This window comes from Saccharomonospora marina XMU15 (genome assembly GCF_000244955.1).
Taxonomy (GTDB): Bacteria; Actinomycetota; Actinomycetes; order Mycobacteriales; family Pseudonocardiaceae; genus Saccharomonospora_A; species Saccharomonospora_A marina.
Genome location: NZ_CM001439.1, coordinates 5,772,527 through 5,788,643, shown reverse-complemented (window position 1 = coordinate 5,788,643; position 16,117 = coordinate 5,772,527). Strand labels below are relative to the sequence as shown.

General features: G+C 69.5%; 18 protein-coding genes. 10 read left to right on the top strand and 8 right to left on the bottom strand.

The genetic code is table 11. The features are described 5' to 3' along the window. Positions 1-6 precede the first annotated feature (6 nt). The 3 genes from SACMADRAFT_RS27475 to SACMADRAFT_RS27465 all read right to left on the bottom strand — a co-directional run bounded on the left by SACMADRAFT_RS27475 (position 7) and on the right by SACMADRAFT_RS27465 (position 3,883). A complete protein-coding gene (locus SACMADRAFT_RS27475) occupies positions 7-1,119 on the bottom strand; it encodes an NDMA-dependent alcohol dehydrogenase (protein ID WP_009157103.1) in 1,113 nt (370 codons plus the stop codon). A 100-nt stretch (positions 1,120-1,219) separates the two neighbouring features. Beyond that, positions 1,220-2,848: a sigma-54-dependent Fis family transcriptional regulator gene (locus tag SACMADRAFT_RS27470; RefSeq protein WP_009157102.1), complete on the bottom strand. Its 1,629-nt coding sequence runs from the start codon at positions 2,846-2,848 to the stop codon at positions 1,220-1,222. 141 nt (positions 2,849-2,989) lie between these two features. Continuing rightward, complete coding sequence (locus SACMADRAFT_RS27465; RefSeq protein WP_009157101.1) at positions 2,990-3,883, bottom strand: SDR family oxidoreductase; 894 nt, start codon at positions 3,881-3,883, stop codon at positions 2,990-2,992. 117 nt (positions 3,884-4,000) lie between these two features. On the opposite strand from SACMADRAFT_RS27465, the gene SACMADRAFT_RS27460 reads away from it, so the two are divergent. The 3 genes from SACMADRAFT_RS27460 to SACMADRAFT_RS27450 all read left to right on the top strand — a co-directional run bounded on the left by SACMADRAFT_RS27460 (position 4,001) and on the right by SACMADRAFT_RS27450 (position 6,534). Then, positions 4,001-4,831 (top strand): LLM class F420-dependent oxidoreductase, encoded by an 831-nt coding sequence (locus tag SACMADRAFT_RS27460; RefSeq protein ID WP_009157100.1) that lies wholly within the window; start codon positions 4,001-4,003, stop codon positions 4,829-4,831. Between the two features lie 72 nt (positions 4,832-4,903). Next, positions 4,904-5,932 carry a class II fructose-bisphosphate aldolase gene (gene fbaA, locus SACMADRAFT_RS27455; RefSeq protein ID WP_009157099.1) on the top strand — a complete coding sequence of 343 codons (1,029 nt, stop codon included), beginning with the start codon at positions 4,904-4,906 and terminating at the stop codon, positions 5,930-5,932. 188 nt (positions 5,933-6,120) lie between these two features. Then, positions 6,121-6,534: a DUF3151 domain-containing protein gene (locus SACMADRAFT_RS27450; protein WP_009157098.1), complete on the top strand. Its 414-nt coding sequence runs from the start codon at positions 6,121-6,123 to the stop codon at positions 6,532-6,534. A 150-nt stretch (positions 6,535-6,684) separates the two neighbouring features. Here the strand turns inward: SACMADRAFT_RS27450 and SACMADRAFT_RS27445 are convergent, their stop codons facing one another. The 3 genes from SACMADRAFT_RS27445 to SACMADRAFT_RS27435 form a co-directional block, all read right to left on the bottom strand. After that, the gene (locus SACMADRAFT_RS27445) at positions 6,685-7,041 is read right to left on the bottom strand and encodes a hypothetical protein (protein WP_009157097.1); all 357 of its coding nucleotides are present in this window, start codon (positions 7,039-7,041) and stop codon (positions 6,685-6,687) included. 221 nt (positions 7,042-7,262) lie between these two features. Continuing rightward, positions 7,263-7,871 (bottom strand): HNH endonuclease family protein, encoded by a 609-nt coding sequence (locus SACMADRAFT_RS27440; RefSeq protein ID WP_040926897.1) that lies wholly within the window; start codon positions 7,869-7,871, stop codon positions 7,263-7,265. Between the two features lie 107 nt (positions 7,872-7,978). Continuing rightward, positions 7,979-8,632, bottom strand: coding sequence for a hypothetical protein (locus SACMADRAFT_RS27435; RefSeq protein WP_009157095.1), 654 nt, complete (start codon positions 8,630-8,632; stop codon positions 7,979-7,981). 69 nt (positions 8,633-8,701) lie between these two features. On the opposite strand from SACMADRAFT_RS27435, the gene SACMADRAFT_RS27430 reads away from it, so the two are divergent. Then, positions 8,702-9,988 (top strand): adenylosuccinate synthase, encoded by a 1,287-nt coding sequence (locus tag SACMADRAFT_RS27430; RefSeq protein WP_009157094.1) that lies wholly within the window; start codon positions 8,702-8,704, stop codon positions 9,986-9,988. Here SACMADRAFT_RS27430 and SACMADRAFT_RS27425 read toward each other — a convergent pair. Then, positions 9,985-10,896, bottom strand: coding sequence for a LysR family transcriptional regulator (locus tag SACMADRAFT_RS27425; RefSeq protein WP_009157093.1), 912 nt, complete (start codon positions 10,894-10,896; stop codon positions 9,985-9,987). The two genes, SACMADRAFT_RS27430 and SACMADRAFT_RS27425, sit on opposite strands and share 4 nt — an antisense overlap. Positions 10,897-10,971: 75 nt before the next feature. Between SACMADRAFT_RS27425 and SACMADRAFT_RS29545 the strand changes: the two genes are divergently transcribed. Together SACMADRAFT_RS29545 and SACMADRAFT_RS27420 are read left to right on the top strand one after the other, a co-directional pair. Further along, positions 10,972-11,175: a hypothetical protein gene (locus SACMADRAFT_RS29545; protein WP_157617329.1), complete on the top strand. Its 204-nt coding sequence runs from the start codon at positions 10,972-10,974 to the stop codon at positions 11,173-11,175. Positions 11,176-11,221: 46 nt separating this feature from the next. Then, the gene (locus SACMADRAFT_RS27420) at positions 11,222-11,623 is read left to right on the top strand and encodes a MerR family transcriptional regulator (protein ID WP_009157091.1); all 402 of its coding nucleotides are present in this window, start codon (positions 11,222-11,224) and stop codon (positions 11,621-11,623) included. 23 nt (positions 11,624-11,646) lie between these two features. Here the strand turns inward: SACMADRAFT_RS27420 and SACMADRAFT_RS27415 are convergent, their stop codons facing one another. After that, complete coding sequence (locus SACMADRAFT_RS27415; RefSeq protein WP_009157090.1) at positions 11,647-12,771, bottom strand: glycerophosphodiester phosphodiesterase; 1,125 nt, start codon at positions 12,769-12,771, stop codon at positions 11,647-11,649. 135 nt (positions 12,772-12,906) lie between these two features. Here SACMADRAFT_RS27415 and purD point away from each other — a divergent pair, with 135 nt between their 5' ends. The 4 genes from purD to SACMADRAFT_RS27395 all read left to right on the top strand — a co-directional run. Continuing rightward, positions 12,907-14,169: a phosphoribosylamine--glycine ligase gene (purD, locus tag SACMADRAFT_RS27410; RefSeq protein ID WP_040926896.1), complete on the top strand. Its 1,263-nt coding sequence runs from the start codon at positions 12,907-12,909 to the stop codon at positions 14,167-14,169. A 130-nt stretch (positions 14,170-14,299) separates the two neighbouring features. Further along, positions 14,300-14,725 carry a PE domain-containing protein gene (locus tag SACMADRAFT_RS27405; protein WP_009157088.1) on the top strand — a complete coding sequence of 142 codons (426 nt, stop codon included), beginning with the start codon at positions 14,300-14,302 and terminating at the stop codon, positions 14,723-14,725. Further along, positions 14,709-15,335, top strand: coding sequence for a DUF3558 domain-containing protein (locus SACMADRAFT_RS27400; RefSeq protein WP_232285500.1), 627 nt, complete (start codon positions 14,709-14,711; stop codon positions 15,333-15,335). Before SACMADRAFT_RS27405 ends, SACMADRAFT_RS27400 begins: the two co-directional genes overlap by 17 nt. 8 nt (positions 15,336-15,343) lie before the next feature. After that, positions 15,344-16,117, top strand: a 774-nt coding sequence (locus SACMADRAFT_RS27395) for a PPE domain-containing protein (protein WP_009157086.1), incomplete at its 3' end; no start/stop codon positions are given.

Sequence of the window (16,117 nt, the reverse complement as noted above, 5' to 3'; positions counted from 1 at the left end):
CTCACCTCAGTCGGCGTAGGTGATCACGCCGCGGATGTTCTTGCCGTCGCGCAGGTCCTGGTAGCCCTCGTTGACCTGCTCGAGGTTGTACTTGGTGGTGACGAGCTCGTCGAGCTTCAGCTGGCCCGCGTCGTAGAGCCGCAGGATCTTGAGGATGTCGTACTGCGGGTTCGCCGACCCGAACAGCGTGCCCTTGATGGTCTTCTCGAACAGCGTCAGCACGCCGCCGGAAACGTGCACGGTGAGCTTCTCGGGGTGGGCGAGTCCGGTGACGACCACCGTGCCGCCCTTGCCGAGGACGTTGAAGGCGTCGGTGATCACCTGCTCGTCCACGACTCCCACCGTGACAAGGGCCTGGTCCGCCATCTGGCCCCAGGTGAGCTCGGCGACCTTCTCGGCCGCCTCCTGCGCGGTGGCGAAGGCGTGGGTCGCGCCGAGTTTCAGCGCGGTCTCCCGCTTGAACTCCACCGGGTCGACGACGACGACGTGCTTGGCGCCGGCGTGTGCGGCGCCCTGCACGGCGTTGATGCCGATGCCGCCGATGCCGTAGATGACCGTCGTGTCACCCGCGCGAACACCACCGGCGTAGTTGGCGCTCGCCCAGCCGGTCGGCACACCACAGCCCACCAGCACCGCCGTCTCCAGCGGCAGCCAGTCGTCCACCTTGACCACCGAGTGCTCCGAGATGGTCGCGCGCTCGGAGAAGGTGCCGAGCATGCACATGCCACCGAAGTCGGTGTCGCCGGAGTGGAACCGGAAGGTGCCGTCGGGCAGGTGCCCCTCGAGGATGGTGGCGCCCATGTCGCACAGACTCGAACGGCCGGTGGCGCAGTAGCGGCAGTGGCCGCAGTTGGGTATGAAGCTGCACACCACGTGGTCGCCCGGCTTGACCTTGGTGACGCCCGCACCGACCTCCTCGATGATCCCGGCGCCTTCGTGGCCGCCGACGATCGGGTAGCGCGGTACCAGGTCACCGTCGATGAGGTGCAGATCGGAGTGGCACAGACCGGCGGCCGCGTACTTGATCAGCACCTCGCCCGCCTTGGGCCCGTCCAGGTCCAACTCCATGATCTCGAACGGTTTGCCCGCGTCGAACAGGACCGCAGCCTTGGTCTTCATGAGGCCTCCTCGCGTGCTTCATTGCTACGTTGCCTACGTCACAAGTCTGCGCCCGCCGGGCTCGCCGTGGGTGTACAAATCCTGCACACCTGCCCGTTGCCTAGCTGGTGATACGCAGTGCCCGCATCCGGTTGTAGAGGGTCGAGCGGCTGATGCCGAGGCGCTTGGCGGCGTGCACCTTGTTGCCCCGCTCCGCGGTCAGTGCGGCGGTGATGGCGTCGTGCTCGGCCTGTTCCCAGCCGCTGAGCGCTGGAGTTGCCGCACTGACCGGACAGCTCGGGGCGAGGTCGCGTGCGGTGATGTCGCCGCAGGTGCGGCGGCGGGCGGTCTCGGTGAGCACCGTCGCCAACTCGCGCAGGTTTCCCGGCCACGGTTGGGCGGCCAGCAGTTCGAGGGCGCCCGCGGTGAGTCGAGGCGGGTCCTGCGGCACCTGTGCCGCCAGCACCGTCCTGGCCAGCATCGGGATGTCTGCGCGCCGGTGCCGCAGCGCGGGCAGCTCCACCCTGCGATGCACCCTCGCCGCGAGCGCGGCCTGCTCACCACTCAACTCCGGCAGCGGGCCGGTGGTCAGGGCCAGCCAGGCGCGCGACTCGTCGAGCAGGCGGGCGACCTTGGCGGCCAGCACGGGCCCGAGCAGGTGTGCACCCTCGATCGCCACCAGCCCGGTGTGGGTGCGGGCCAGCTTCTCCAGTTCCGCGTACCAGCGTGACTCCCCGGTGGTGAGGACGTTCTCGCCTGACACCGCGACCAGCGAGTGCGCCCCCGCCAGGGTGGTGAGCGCGGTGGTACGCCCGGAACCCGGCTCGCCGCAGATCAGCACCCGGCGGCGGGAGTGTGCCGCGTTGCGCAGCCGTTCCTCGACGTCCGCGGGCAGCACGCCGCCGTGGTCACGGCGGCGTGTGGTCGATGCGTAGGCGGGTCGCACCGGCGCGATCTCGAACAGCATCCCGGCGTTGACGGAGACCGCCTCCATCCGCACCTCGACTTCGGTGCCCGAGGTCAACCGCAGCCGCCGCACCCCTCTCCTCGTCCGGCTCACGTCCCTGAGCAGCACGTGGTCGGCGGGATCGATGAGGTCGACGGCGGCGCTGTTGGCCAGCGCGACGTCATCGCCGAGCGCGAGTACCGCGCGGCAGCGGTGCTGTGCCGCCTGGAACGCGGCGAGCAGGTGCTGCTGCGCCTGGTTGGAGCCCTCCAGCAGGCGCTGCTCGATGTCGGCGATCGCGTGCACGAGGAACGGCGCGAGCAGCGGGTTGGTGTCCTCGGCGAGGCCGGTGATGTCGAGGACGCCTTCCAGCCGCTTAGTCGCCGGGTGCACGATCGGGTGGCCGTAGCAGGTGAATCGCTTGAGACCTTCGAGGTAGTGCTCGCTGCCGTGGACGGCGACGCCCCTGCGTAGCTCGAACGGTGTAGCCAGTGAGTTGGTGCCGCTGGTGTCCTCGGTGTACCGGCAGCCGGGAACGGCGCTGACGTTGTCGAGTGCTCGTTCCACGGAGTGGCTGCCGAAGCGCCTGGCCACGATGCGGCAGTCGCGGTCGGCCAGTACCAGGCAAAGGCTGGTGTTCCCGAGGTGCCTGGCGATGTCGTCGAGCACGGGGGTGGCCGCACGCAGCAACCTGCTGCGGGGGTCGATGTCGCGTACCTCGAGCCGGTCGGTCGGAGCGCCCGGTTTGAGCCCGCTCAGCTCCGATCGCCGCCACGACTGCGCGATCTCGGTACGTAGCTTCACCGGCGCACTCCTCGTCGAGCGGTGCCTCCATCATGACACCTGACCTCGAACTGTTCGACCGTGTCGCGCCCGGTGGCCAGGAGCTTTCGGACGGTCAGCGAGGCCGGGCGAGCAGGCCGCCCCCGCAGGCCGGGTGGCTTGCTACTTGATCGCCGCCCTGCCGCCGTGACCGGTGACGGCGGCCTCCCTCGCACCCCTGGTTGCGATGTCTTCCAGCGCGGCCCGGTCGGCGGCGGGTACGCGGGCCCGTGAACCGAGTTCGATGATCGGCGGCAGGAACGAACGCATCAACTTCAGCGCGCCCACCCACCTCGGCACGTGGATGGTGCGTGCCCGGCGCCGGATGCCCGCCTGCAGGCAGTCGAGCGCGATGTCGAGCGGGTAGGTCCTGCCGATGGGACCGCCCATGCTGGCACGCAGCTTGCCGAACACCGGGTGCGCGTCGGCGCTGGAGACGAGGTCCGTCCTGATCCAGGTGGGGTGTGCGACACCGACCTTCACCCCGAGGTGGGCGACCTCGGCGCGCAGGCTGTTGCAGAAGGCTTCGACACCCGCTTTGGCGGCGGAGTAGTTGGCCATGCCGGGTGCGTGCGCGATCGCGGCAAGGGAGGAGATGGCGAGCAGGTAGCCGTTTCGCTTGATGACGTGCGGCAGGGTGACCCGGAAGGTCCGCCACACGCCGAGCAGATCGACCTCGATCACCTTCTCGAAGGCAACCGGGTCGATCGAGCGGACGAACCCGGTGGTGGCTATCCCGGCGTTGGCGATGACGATGTCGATGCCGCCGAAGTGCTCGACGACGCCTTTTGTGGCCTGCTCCAGCGCGGTCCAGTCGGTGACGTCGGCTTCCCAGCAGCGAGCGGCCTCGCCGATGCGGGCTGCGACCTTCTCCTGCTCGGCTGCCTCCAGCCCGACGAGCGCGACCTTCGCGCCGTCCTGCGCCAGCCGCTCGGCCAGCCCGGCGCCGATTCCTCTCGCGGCTCCGGTGATGAGCACAACCTTGTTCTTCACGCTCTTGCCGGCCAGGAACGCCATTGGTGCCTCCATCGGTGTGTCTCGGAGTGCACCGTACCGTAACTTACTCGCAGTAGGCTACTGCTGGGTAGCAATTCGTCGGGAATGCCCGCACGTGATCGCGCTGTTGCGGAGGGCATGACTGCGAACCTGGGTGAGATCGGCATCTGGCGATGGGCCAGCGGGCTGAGCCCGCAACTGGCGGTTGAGATCGAGCGGCTCGGCTACGGCACGATCTGGGTCGGCGGTTCACCCCCTGCCGACCTCGACGTCGTGGACGCGCTGCTCGACGCCACCAGCTCGATCACGGTGGCGACCGGGATCGTGAACATGTGGAAGGACGACGCCGAGTCGGTGGCGCGCTCATACCACCGCATCATCGCCAAGCACCCCGGCCGGTTCGTGCTGGGCGTCGGCGTGGGGCACCCGGAAGCCACGAAGGACTACCGCAAGCCGTACGACAAGATGGTGACCTACCTCGACGAACTCGACCGGGAGGGCGTGGCCTCCTCGGACCTGGTGCTCGCCGCGCTCGGCCCCAAGGCGCTCCGGCTGGCAGGCGAGCGCACCGCCGGGGCACACCCGTACCTGACCACCGCGGACCACACCCGCTGGGCGCGGCAGATCGTGGGCGAGGGCGTGCTGCTCGCGCCGGAGCAGAAGGTGGTGCTGGAAACCGATCCCGAGCGCGCGAGGAGAATCGCTCGACCGGTGGTCAGCAGGCCGTACCTCGGGTTGGTGAACTACGTGAACAACCTGAAGCGACTCGGCTGGTCCGAACAAGACATCGCCGACGGCGGAAGTGACCGGTTGATCGACGCGCTCGCCGTGCACGGCGACGCCCAGACCGTGGCTCGAGGCGTCAGGGCGCACCTGGAGGCCGGTGCCGATCACGTCTGCGTGCAGGCACTTCCCGTCGACGTCGACCCGTTGCCCACCTACCGCGCGCTCGCCGAGGAACTGCTGTAACTGGGCGCCGCGACGTGGCGGCGACCCTCGTAGGATTGCGGGTAAAGCGCCCGCTCTCGAGGAGGACAACCGATGCCCATCGCCACACCCGAGATCTACGCCGAGATGCTGGACCGGGCCAAGGCGAACGAGTTCGCGTACCCGGCCATCAACGTGACCTCGTCGGAAACCCTGAACGCGGCCCTGCGTGGCTTCGCCGAGGCCGAAAGCGACGGGATCATCCAGTTCTCCACCGGCGGCGCCGAGTTCGCTTCGGGGCAGAAGGTGAAGGACATGGTGACGGGCGCGACCGCGTTGGCCGAGTTCGCGCACGTCGTCGCCGCCAAGTACCCGATCAACGTCGCGTTGCACACCGACCACTGCCCCAAGGACAAGCTCGACGGCTTCGTGAACCCGCTCATCGAGCTCTCCAAGGAGCGCGTGAACGCGGGCAAGAACCCGCTGTTCCAGTCGCACATGTGGGACGGTTCCGCGATCGACCTCGACGAGAACCTCAAGGTCGCGGCCGACCTGCTGGAGCGCGCCGCCGCCGCGAAGATCATCCTCGAGGTGGAGATCGGCGTCGTCGGCGGTGAGGAGGACGGCGTCTCCAACGAGATCAACGAGAAGCTCTACACCGCGGAAGGTGACTTCCTCAAGACCGTCGACGCGCTCGGCAGCGGTGAGAAGGGCCGGTACCTGCTCGCGGCCACGTTCGGCAACGTGCACGGCTCCTACAAGCCGGGCGCGGTGAAGCTGCGGCCCGACGTGCTCAGGCGCGGCCAGCGGGTGGCCGAGGAGAAGCTGGGGCTCGCCGAAGGCTCGAAGCCGTTCGAGCTGGTGTTCCACGGCGGGTCAGGGTCGCTGCTGGAGGAGATCCACGAGGCCGTCTCCTACGGCGTGGTGAAGATGAACGTGGACACCGACACCCAGTACGCGTTCACCCGCCCGATCGCCGACCACATGTTCAAGAACTACGACGGCGTGCTGAAGGTCGACGGCGAGGTCGGCAACAAGAAGGTCTACGACCCGCGCAGCTACCTCAAGGTCGCGGAAGGCTCGATGGCGGCTCGCGTCGTCGAGGCGGCGCAGAGCCTGAAGTCGGCGGGCAACAAGCTGTAACCGGACAACGGCGGCTCGTCGCGGGCGGCGTGCCCGCGACGAGCCGCCCTTTTTACGATGGCTTTCCATGATGCCGAGACGATTGGTGGCCGCGATCCTGATCGTGGCACTGGTGTTGGCGGGAGCCACCACCATGCTCACGTTGCTGCTGTGAACGGCCGCCTCGGCCGGTACGGCAGAATGGCCGCATGACGCACGGCAACCTCTTGGAACCGGACCCGACCAAACTGCCGGATCGGCCGCAGCCGCAGGCCGCCATGGACACCGGGACGGACCCGGTCGAGGTCGCCGCGGAGTATCCCGACTTCAGTGAGGCTTGGGCCGTGCTGGCCGAGCGGGCGCTGACGCAGCAGGAGTTCGTCGCCGCCTACGCCTACGCCCGCACCGGCTATCACCGTGGGCTCGACCAGTTGCGCAGGGCGGGTTGGAAGGGGTTCGGTCCCGTGCCGTGGTCACACCGCCCCAACCAGGGTTTCCTGCGCGCACTCGCCGCGCTCGCCAAGGCGGCGGGTCGCATCGGCGAGAACGACGAGTACGAAAGGTGCCGTCAGTTGCTCGCCGACTCCGACCCGGCCGCCGTCGAGGCGACCGGGCTCGCGTAGCGGCGGCTGTTCAGCCCCAGCACGGCGACGCGATCGCCGCTGCCGCCGTAGGCCGGGCAGGCGGTCTCGCTGTCGATGGTTCCCGCGCCTTCCGGAAACCGGCGGGTCCGAAACGAGCCGTAACGGCAGGCGAGGGCGACCGAACGTCCGTCAGATCACGCGTTGCGCGAGCAGAGCGCCGAGCGCAACCGCGCCGACGAGGCCGATGAGCCAAGGCCAGAGGCGACGAAGCGGCACCCGGGACACGGCCAGTCCGGTGATGAGGGGCAAGGAGAGCAGTGCCGCGGTGAGCGCAGCCCACATTGCGCCCGGCGCAGGCTGGGGTTCACCGCACTCGATCAGACACCCGGTGAAGCTGACGATGGCCAGGAACGCGCACCAGCCGGCCGGTACGGCGACCAGCAGCAGCATCGCCAGGCCCGCCAGCGCGCCCTTGCGTCGACGGGATCGACCGGTGTCGCTGTGGTCCTTGCCGTCGCCGAGGTTCACCTTGCCGTTCAGGTCCACGACAGACCGATCACGGCCATTGGCGCTGCTGTTTCGATGCGGCTCGGGCGCTCCATGCCTGACTCCTGGCTCGCTGTGGCGACCGCGGGGCATCCACCCGCGGCCCGGGCGAGGGGTGTTGCCAACGAGCACCGAACTCGCAGGACCGCCCGAGTGACAACACTACGGTCCCGCGTGCACCCGCCGACCGGACTCGCGTGGCGGCGCCTTCCGGAACGCGCTCAGCAGCGGTCGAGCATGTCGTCGAGTGCGGCGTGCTCGGCCTCGTCGACGGTGAGTTCCCAGCGGTACTTGACGTTGATCCACATGCTGGCGTAGGTGCACCAATAGCTCTGCCTCGGCGGCTTCCACTCGTCGGGCGACTTGTCACCCTTCTCCTGGTTGACGTTGTCGGTAACCGCGATCAGTTGCGGGCCCTCGAGGTCGTTGGCGAAGCGCTCGCGTTTCGCGGTGGTCCACTCCGAGGCCCCGGTGCGCCAGGCGTCGGCGAGGGGCACCACGTGATCGATGTCGACATCGGATGGCTGCGACCACGTGTCCCCGTCGTAGGGGCTGCTCCAGGTGCCGGAGGTGGGATAGCAGTCGTTGCCGGCCTCGACGTTGTCGCCGTCACGTGCCAGCACGGTCTCGCGGGTGTTGCAGTTGTCGCCCTGGTCGCTCCAGTGTGGGAACTTGTCGCGGTCGTAGCCGTCCGGTGAGCCTTCCGGGGCCATCGTCAGCTCTGCCAGTTGCGCTCGCGCGGTGGCCTCGTCCGGGATCCCGGGAGGGTCGGCCACGGCGGCCACGTTGACGCATGCCGTCAGCGTGACGGCGGCGCCCAGTGAGGTCAGTCCTTGCAGGAGAGTGCGGGGTTTCGGCACTGCGTACCTCTCAGCCGTAATCGGTTGGTGACTTTCCGACTGTGACCCACACAGGTGACGTGATCAACACTTTGGGGTTAACTGCTGGGCCTGACCAACCGAAGATCCTCCGTATGCCGGTACCAGGTCCAGCGGTCCATCGGCCGAGGGTGGGGTACGCCGTCGCTGATGGGGACCAGCGGGTCGCAGCCGAGTTGGAAGGCCCTGGAAGTGAAGACGTCCCTTCGCCTGCGCAGCCGCCCGCTGGTGACCGTGACGACGAGGCCTTCGGCGGCCACCTCGCTCGGGCGCACGACCACCGAGCGGGCCTCACCCCGCAACGCCACGGTGTCGTCGCAGTAGGCGATCCCCCGCACCCGGGGCAGTTCGCCCCGCCCGATCAGCACGCCGCCGACGTCGTCCCTGATCAGCGGTACCGGCCGGTCGTTGCCGGTCAGTGCGAGCCGCATGGCCCGCTCCGGATTCGTCGGCAACCGCCACAGCGAGGCGACAGCCGAGCGGGGATCGGTGGGGACGTAGCCGACCGTCGTCTCGGCCAGCAGGTCCTTGCGCAGCAGGCGCAGCACCACGGCGGCGAGGTCGGCGTCGGTACCGGCGACGACCAGGGCGGGGCTGAGCAGTGGATCGACGTCGGCCTTGCCGGGCCTTGCGGGAACAGGCTCGACATGAACCTGCCCGGCAGGTGGCAGCGAACCGGCGGCGTCGCCGCAAGCCAGCACCACTCCACGCACGTGAAACTCCTCGGTTAGGCTCATGCACCGGCAATTCTTGCGCCTGCCGTCTATTACCAGGAGTGTCACATGCCGGCGATCGTGCTCATCGGCGCCCAGTGGGGCGACGAAGGCAAAGGCAAGGCCACCGATCTGCTCGGCGACCGGGTTCAGTGGGTGGTCCGCTACCAGGGCGGCAACAACGCCGGGCACACGGTGGTGCTGCCCGACGGGCAGGACTTCGCGCTGCACCTCATCCCCTCCGGAATCCTCACGCCAGGGGTGACCAACGTGATCGGCAACGGCGTGGTGGTAGATCCCGGCGTGTTGCTGGACGAACTGGCGGGACTCGAGCAGCGCGGCGTCGACACCGCAGGTCTGTTGATCTCGGCGGACGCGCACCTGATCATGCCGTACCACGTGGCGATCGACAAAGTCACCGAGCGCTACCTGGGCGCGAAGAAGATCGGCACCACCGGCCGTGGCATCGGCCCGTGCTACCAGGACAAGGTCGCCCGGGTCGGGGTGCGGGTGCAGGACCTGCTGGACGAGAAGATCCTGCGGCAGAAGGTCGAGGCGGCGCTGGAGTTCAAGAACCAGGTGCTGGTCAAGGTCTACAACCGCAAGGCGCTCGACCCTGGTGAGGTCGCCGACACGGTGCTCGAGCAGGGCGAGCGGTTCGCCCACCGCATCGCCGACACCCGGCTCGAACTGAACAAGGCCCTCGAGCAGGGGCAGACCGTGCTGCTGGAGGGCTCGCAGGGAACCCTGCTCGACGTCGACCACGGCACCTACCCGTTCGTGACCTCCTCCAACCCGACCTCCGGCGGCGCGAGCGTCGGCTCGGGCATCGGACCGGGCCGCATCACGACGGTGCTCGGCATTCTCAAGGCCTACACCACCAGGGTCGGCTCCGGCCCGTTCCCCACCGAGTTGCTCGACGAGGCCGGCGAGAACCTGCGAAAGGCGGGTGGGGAGTTCGGTGTCACGACCGGGCGCTCACGGCGCACCGGCTGGTTCGACGCGGTCATCGGGCGCTACGCGGCGCGCGTGAACGGCATCACCGACTTCTTCCTCACCAAGCTCGACGTGCTGTCGGGACTGCAGCGGGTTCCGGTGTGCGTGGCATACGAGGTGGACGGCTTCCGCACCGACGACATGCCGATGACGCAGACGGACGTGCACCACGCGGTGCCGATCTACGAGGAACTGCCCGGCTGGTGGGAGGACATCAGCCAGTGCCGCTCCTTCGAGGAACTGCCCGCCAACGCGCGTGCCTACGTGGAACGGCTTGAGGAACTCGTCGGCGCGCGGATCTCCGCCATCGGGGTGGGGCCGGGGCGCGAGCAGACCATCGTGCGCCACCGGTTCGTCTAGCCCGGATCGGCTGTCCGCAGCAGTTCGTCGACCGCTTCCAGCACGGCGGCGACGGCGGGAGCCGCCCTCGCGCCTGACCGGGTGCAGGTGAGGAACCGTCGTGACGGGGCCGTGCCGCTGACACCGACGCCGCACACGTCGGCGTCCGGCGGTAGCTGTGCCAGGTTGGGGAACAGCGCCACGCCGAGTCCTAACTCGACCAGCGAGGCGACGAGACTGGAGTCGCATGCCTCGTGCGCGATCGTGGGGCTGAAACCGGCGGCCGCGCATGCGGCGAGCACGTGCACCCGCCACGCGTCGCCGGGCGGTCCGATGATCCACGGTTCGTCGGCCACCTCGGACAGTTCGACGAACCGCCTGCCCGCGAGCCGGTGGCCGCAGGGCAGCAGCAGGTGGAACGGATCGTCCAGCAGCGGGCGCTGGTCGAACCGCTGGTCGCCTGCCGGTGGGTTGCCCGGGATCGCCTCCACCACCGCGATGTCGATCTCGCCGTTGAACAGCAGGTCGAAGCACAGCGGTGTCTCGGCCTCGCGTAACCGCACCATCAGCGCCGGGTAACGCTGCCGGAGCCGGGCGGTGGCCGGACCGAGGAACCGGCACATCGCGGTGGGAAACCCGGCCAGCCTCACCACCCCGGCAGGCTGGTCGGCTGTGGCGTGCAGTTCCGTCTCCGCCAGCTGCCACCTGGCCTCGATGGCATCGGCGTGCGCGATCAGGGTGCGGGCAGCGCCGGTGAGCCGGACCTTTCGTCCGTGCGGCTCGAGCAGTGGGACACCGAGTTCCCTGCCCAGCTGGCGAATCTGCTGCGACGCCGCTGACGGCGTGAGGTGCAGTGCCCTCGCCGCTGCGGTGACCGTGCCGTAGTAGTCGACCGCTCGCAGGACGGTGAGCCTGCGCAGGTCAATCATGTAGGTGATTCTTCACGGTTGGGTCCAGCAATCCAACCTGGACCTGCACGCATGGGTGGCTCCATGCTGGGTCGCATGAGTACCTGCCCGTACTGCGGCTGGCCCGACGACGACACCTACGCGGTGGTGTCGCGGCACCGAACTCCGGATGGTGAGACGGTATGGACCCGCTGCGCGTGCGGCTCGTTACAGGTGCGCGTAGTGGGTGCGGGCGGGGTCGTGATCTCCGCGCGCGGCCGACCGTCGCGCGAGGTGGCGCGCTGCGAGGGCGGAGCTTGACCTGAGAGCTTGACCTGGAGTGCGCTCCAGGTGCGACTCTGGGTCGGTGAGCTTCTATTCTCCGGCCGAGGTCGCCGAGAAGACCGGCTTCAGCATCGACACCCTGCGCTACTACGAGAAGATCGGCCTGCTGCGCGGCATCGGCCGTACGCCGGGTGGGCGGCGCAGGTTCACCGAAGAGGATCTGGGCCTGCTGCGGCTGCTGCGCTGCCTGCGCGACACCGAGATGCCCATCGCACAGCTGCTGCGCTACGTCGACCTGCTGCACGACGGGGAGGCGGGCGTACCGCAGCGGCTGGCCATCCTCATGGAGCACGACAACCGGGTGGAGCAACAGATCACCCGGTTGCGGGAGCACCGGCGGCTGATCCGGCGCAAGATCGAGATGTACAGCGCGGACACCTGCGACGGTGACCGCAGGCTCGAGGCCGCCGCACGCCCGAGCTGAGCGGCGGCCTCGAGCGCGCCGAGTCAGCGCCGTTGCCGTGCCGCCTCCACCGCGATGTCCGGCTGATCGGCGAACACTCCGTCGATGCCGGTGGCGAGGAAGGTCTCGTACTCGGCGAGGATGTCGCCCCACGCCGCCGGGTCGTCGGAGGAACGCAGCTCGGCGGGCAGGAACGCGTTCTCCGCGCGGAACGTCCACGGGTGCACGGCAAGGCCGAGCTGGTGCGCGTCGTCCACCAGCGTCGTCGGCTCGGTCAGGTAGCCGTTCTCGTCGCGCGGGATGATCCGGTCCTTGGTGGGGCCGACGCCGTCGGCGTAGGTGGCGATCTCGGCAAGACCCTGCGGTGTCACCAGGTCGTCGTAGGTCCTTGGGTCACCCGAGGCGACGAAGTCGTACGGTGCTGCGGAACCGCCGATCAGCTGCACCAGCCGAACCCGCAACGTGCGGTTGAGTTCCACGAGGTTGCCCACCTCGAACGACTGCACGTACACCTTCGCGTTGGGTCGGTCCAGCCCGTTTCGCCGCAGCGTGCGCACCAGCGCCGGTTCCAGCGCGAGCCCCTGCTGCCGGAAGTACGTCGGGTGCTTGGTCTCGGGGTAGATGCCGATCTCGCGGTGCAGTTCCCGCGACAGCCGCTTCGCCAGGTCGATGACCTCCTGCAGGGTCGGAACCTGGTAGCGGCCGTCGTAGATCGTGTTGTTCGGGCGCAGTTGCGGAATCCGTTCCTTCGCGCGCAGCGTCTTGAGTTCGGCGAGGGTGAAGTCCTCGGCGAACCACCCGGTCACCGGTTCACCGTCCACCATCTTGGTGGTCTTGCGGTCGGCGAACTCCGGGTGGCCTGCCACGTCGGTGGTGCCGCCGATCTCCGGCTCGTGTCTGGCGACCAGCACGCCGTCCTTCGTGGTCACCAGATCGGGCTCGATGTAGTCCGCGCCCATGCGCGCGGCGAGTTCGTAGCTGGCGAGCGTGTGTTCCGGCCGGTAGCCGGAGGCACCCCGGTGTCCCACGACGACGAAGCCGCTTTCGGCGCCCGCCGCCTTGGGCGCCGCGTCGGCCGGACGGGCCGGGGCCGCCACACCGGTGATGCTCAGCACGGCGAGGCCGACCGCGGCGACCGCGGTCACTCGCCCTCGTGTCAACAGTGTCATTCTGCCTTCTCTCCTGTGCCGTCCTGGATTCGCCGCAACCTTGCTCGGGAAGGGAGACCGTCGCACGACATGGCGGCGGCGGAAAGGAGACATACCGGTGAACGAAGGGCGACCCCCGCCGCTTACGCTGTGGCCGTGCGCGTCCTGGTTATCGGCTCCGGAGCCCGTGAGCACGCCCTGGCACTGGCCGCCTCCCACGACCCGGCGGTGACGGCGCTGGGCTGCGCGCCCGGCAACGCGGGCACGGCCGCGCTCGCGGAGGCCGTCGGCGTCGACCTGACCGAGGTGTCCGACATCGCCGCCGCGGCGCTGCGGTGGAAGGCCGACCTCGTCGTCATCGGTCCGGAGGTGCCGCTCGTCGCGGGCGCGGCCGACGCCGTGCGCAAGGCGGGTATCGCCTGCTTCGGGCCGTCGGCGCAGGCGGCCCGCATCGAGGGCTCAAAGTCCTTCGCCAAGGAGGTCATGGCGGCGGCCGAGGTGCCGACGGCACGAAGCGAGGTGGTGGACAACCCGGCCCATCTCGACGCCGCGCTCGGCCGCTTCGGCCCCACCTGGGTGGTCAAGGACGACGGGCTGGCCGCGGGCAAGGGCGTGGTGGTGACCGACGACGTCGAACACGCTCGCAAGCACGCGCTGATGCTGCTCGACGGCGGTCACCCCGTGGTGCTGGAGTCGTTCCTGGACGGTCCGGAGGCGTCGCTGTTCTGCCTCGTCGACGGCCGGACCGTGGTGCCGTTGCTGCCCGCGCAGGACTTCAAGCGCGTCGGCGACGGCGACACCGGGCCCAATACCGGAGGCATGGGCGCATACGCGCCGCTGCCGTGGGCGCCTCCCGGGCTGGTCGGCGACGTGGTTTCGACCGTCGTGCAGCCTGTTGTCGACGAACTCGCGGCGCGAGGCACCCCGTTCTCCGGGCTGCTGTACGCCGGGTTGGCGCTGACGACGCAGGGCCCGCAGGTCATCGAGTTCAACTGCCGTTTCGGCGACCCGGAGACGCAGGCCGTGTTGGCGTTGCTGCGTACCCCGATCGCGGGGCTGCTGCACGCGACCGCGACGGGGTCGCTTGCCGACCACCCGCCGCTGGAGTGGGCCGACGGCGCCGCCGTCACCGTCGTGATCGCCGCCGACGGCTACCCCGGAAGGCCGCGAACCGGTGACGTCATCAGCGGAAGCGAAGCCGAAGGCGTGCTGCACGCGGGCACCCGCCGACGCGACGACGGCGCGGTGGTCTCCAGCGGTGGCAGGGTGCTCTCAGTGGTGGGCACCGGCGACGACCTGGCAGCCGCGCGGGAGCAGGCCTACGAGCGGGTCGCCAAGGTGCACCTGCCGGGTGCGCACCACCGCACCGACATCGCGCTGCGCGCGGTGCGCGGCGAGATCGCACTGCCGACCGGTTAGCCCGATTTCGCACCTGCGAACGGAACCGGTGGGCAGGTTTTCCCTTCCGAGTTCAGGTCACGGTGACACTGCGGTTGGTAGCCTGCTTACGGAGACCGGCTGGCTACCGCACGTAGCAGGGGGTGTGCAGATGTCACGGGACGGTGAGCTGCCTCGGTCGTTGGCCACCATGTTCGGTTCCGGGGGCGGCACCCAACTCGCCGCGAGCGTGCCACCGGTGCCCGGCGTCGCCGACCTCAGGGTGGCTCCGGACCAGATCCTCGCGGTCGCCAAGGTCATCGAGGAGCAGGCGGCGGCGCTGCAGCGCGAACTCGCGCAGCGGTTGGCCGCGTTGCGGATTCCTCCGCCCTCGCAGGACGTCGTTTCAACGCACGCGGTGCAGGCCTGGAACCAGGTGATCGCGGGCGGCGAGGGCTCCTACGAGCAACGCGTGCGCTCCTACGTGCGGCAACTGCGCGACCTGGCCGAGCAGTTGCGGGCCGCGAGTGCCGAGTACGGGGTGAGCGAGGAAGAGAAGGCCGCCGCCTTCGGTGACCGCCGTGGCTTCCACGGCTAGCAGCGCCGCACCGGCCCGGCTCGCGCCGGTCATCGCGGCACTGACACTCACCGGGCTGGCCGCCGTGCAGATTTCGGGCTGTACGGCCACCAGCGCGGGCTCCGCCAGTGCGGGTCCGGCGGCAGGCGCCGGGTCCGCGCGGCCAACCGTCGAGCGTCCCCGTGAGCTTTCGCTCACCGGTTTGGACCCGTGCTCGCTGTTCACCGAGGCGCAGCTGGACGAGTTGCGGGTGAACAGCACGCCGCATTCGGAGCCGGTGGGCAGGCAGGGCGCGACGTGCTCGCTGGACGTCGACCGGTCGTCGCCGTACCACAGCTACTACGTCGAACTCGTCACCGACGCCGACCTCACCGAATGGACGCGAGGCACGCGCGCCGAAGGAGTCATGGTGAGCGAGCGGGTCGACGTGGAGTCCTACCCGGCGCTGCTGCACTACGCGAAAGGCTCCAGCGCAAGTGACTGCGAGACGCTCGTCGGGGTAGCGCGTGGGCAGACGTTGCGGGTGCAGTTCTACCCGACCGACCCCGGCGAGTTCAGCCAGGCCCGGATGTGCGAGCTGGCGCGGCACGCGGCCACGCTCGCGGTGAAAACCCTGCAGGGCAGGAGGTAGCAACCGACATGGACAACCTCGACATCACCGCGCTGGCCGAACGGATCAGCAGCCACCGCTTCGACGGCTACACCGACAACATGCTGGCCGACGAGATCGACAGGTTCCGTTCCGGCGCGGGCACCAGCGGGATCGCCGACGCCGTCGACGCGCTGAAGTCGGTGGCGGCCGCGCTCGCCGAGACCGAAGCCACCCTCAGAACCGAACTCGGCAAGCTGGGTGTGCGGTGGCAGAGCAAGGCGGGCGCGGAGGCGGGTTCGGCGGTCCAGGCACAGGCGTCGTTCTCCGAGCAGGCGGTCGAGAAGGTCAACGACTCCGCCGAGCGGATCTTCGCCCAGGGCGACGCGTTCAGCCGTACCCTGCATCAACTCCCCGATTCGCAGACCCTGCGAGAAGGCGCGGGCGGCTACACCACGCTCGACTCCGTGATCAGCCTGCTCGGCTTCGAGACCGACAACGTCGTCAAGGTCGCGCGGGCGCGCGAGGCGCGGGAACAGGCGACCAGGGCGTTGAACGCCTACGCGGCGCTCAGCGGCGAGAACCTGGCCGGGGTCCGACAGTTGGAGGCCGGGCCGAGGCAGCTGCGGGTCGAGACCTCGCCACGCGTGCCCAGCTCGATCGACGCAGGTGGCGGCCCCGGAGACGTCACGGTCGCGGCCGGAGCGGGCACCACCGTGCCCGATCCGTCGAAGGCTGCCGCACCGACTGCCGTCACCGGGGGTGCGGGCACGCCGTGCCCGCCGTCGGCGGCGCCGCTGCCGCAAGCACCGGCTGCAGCCAAG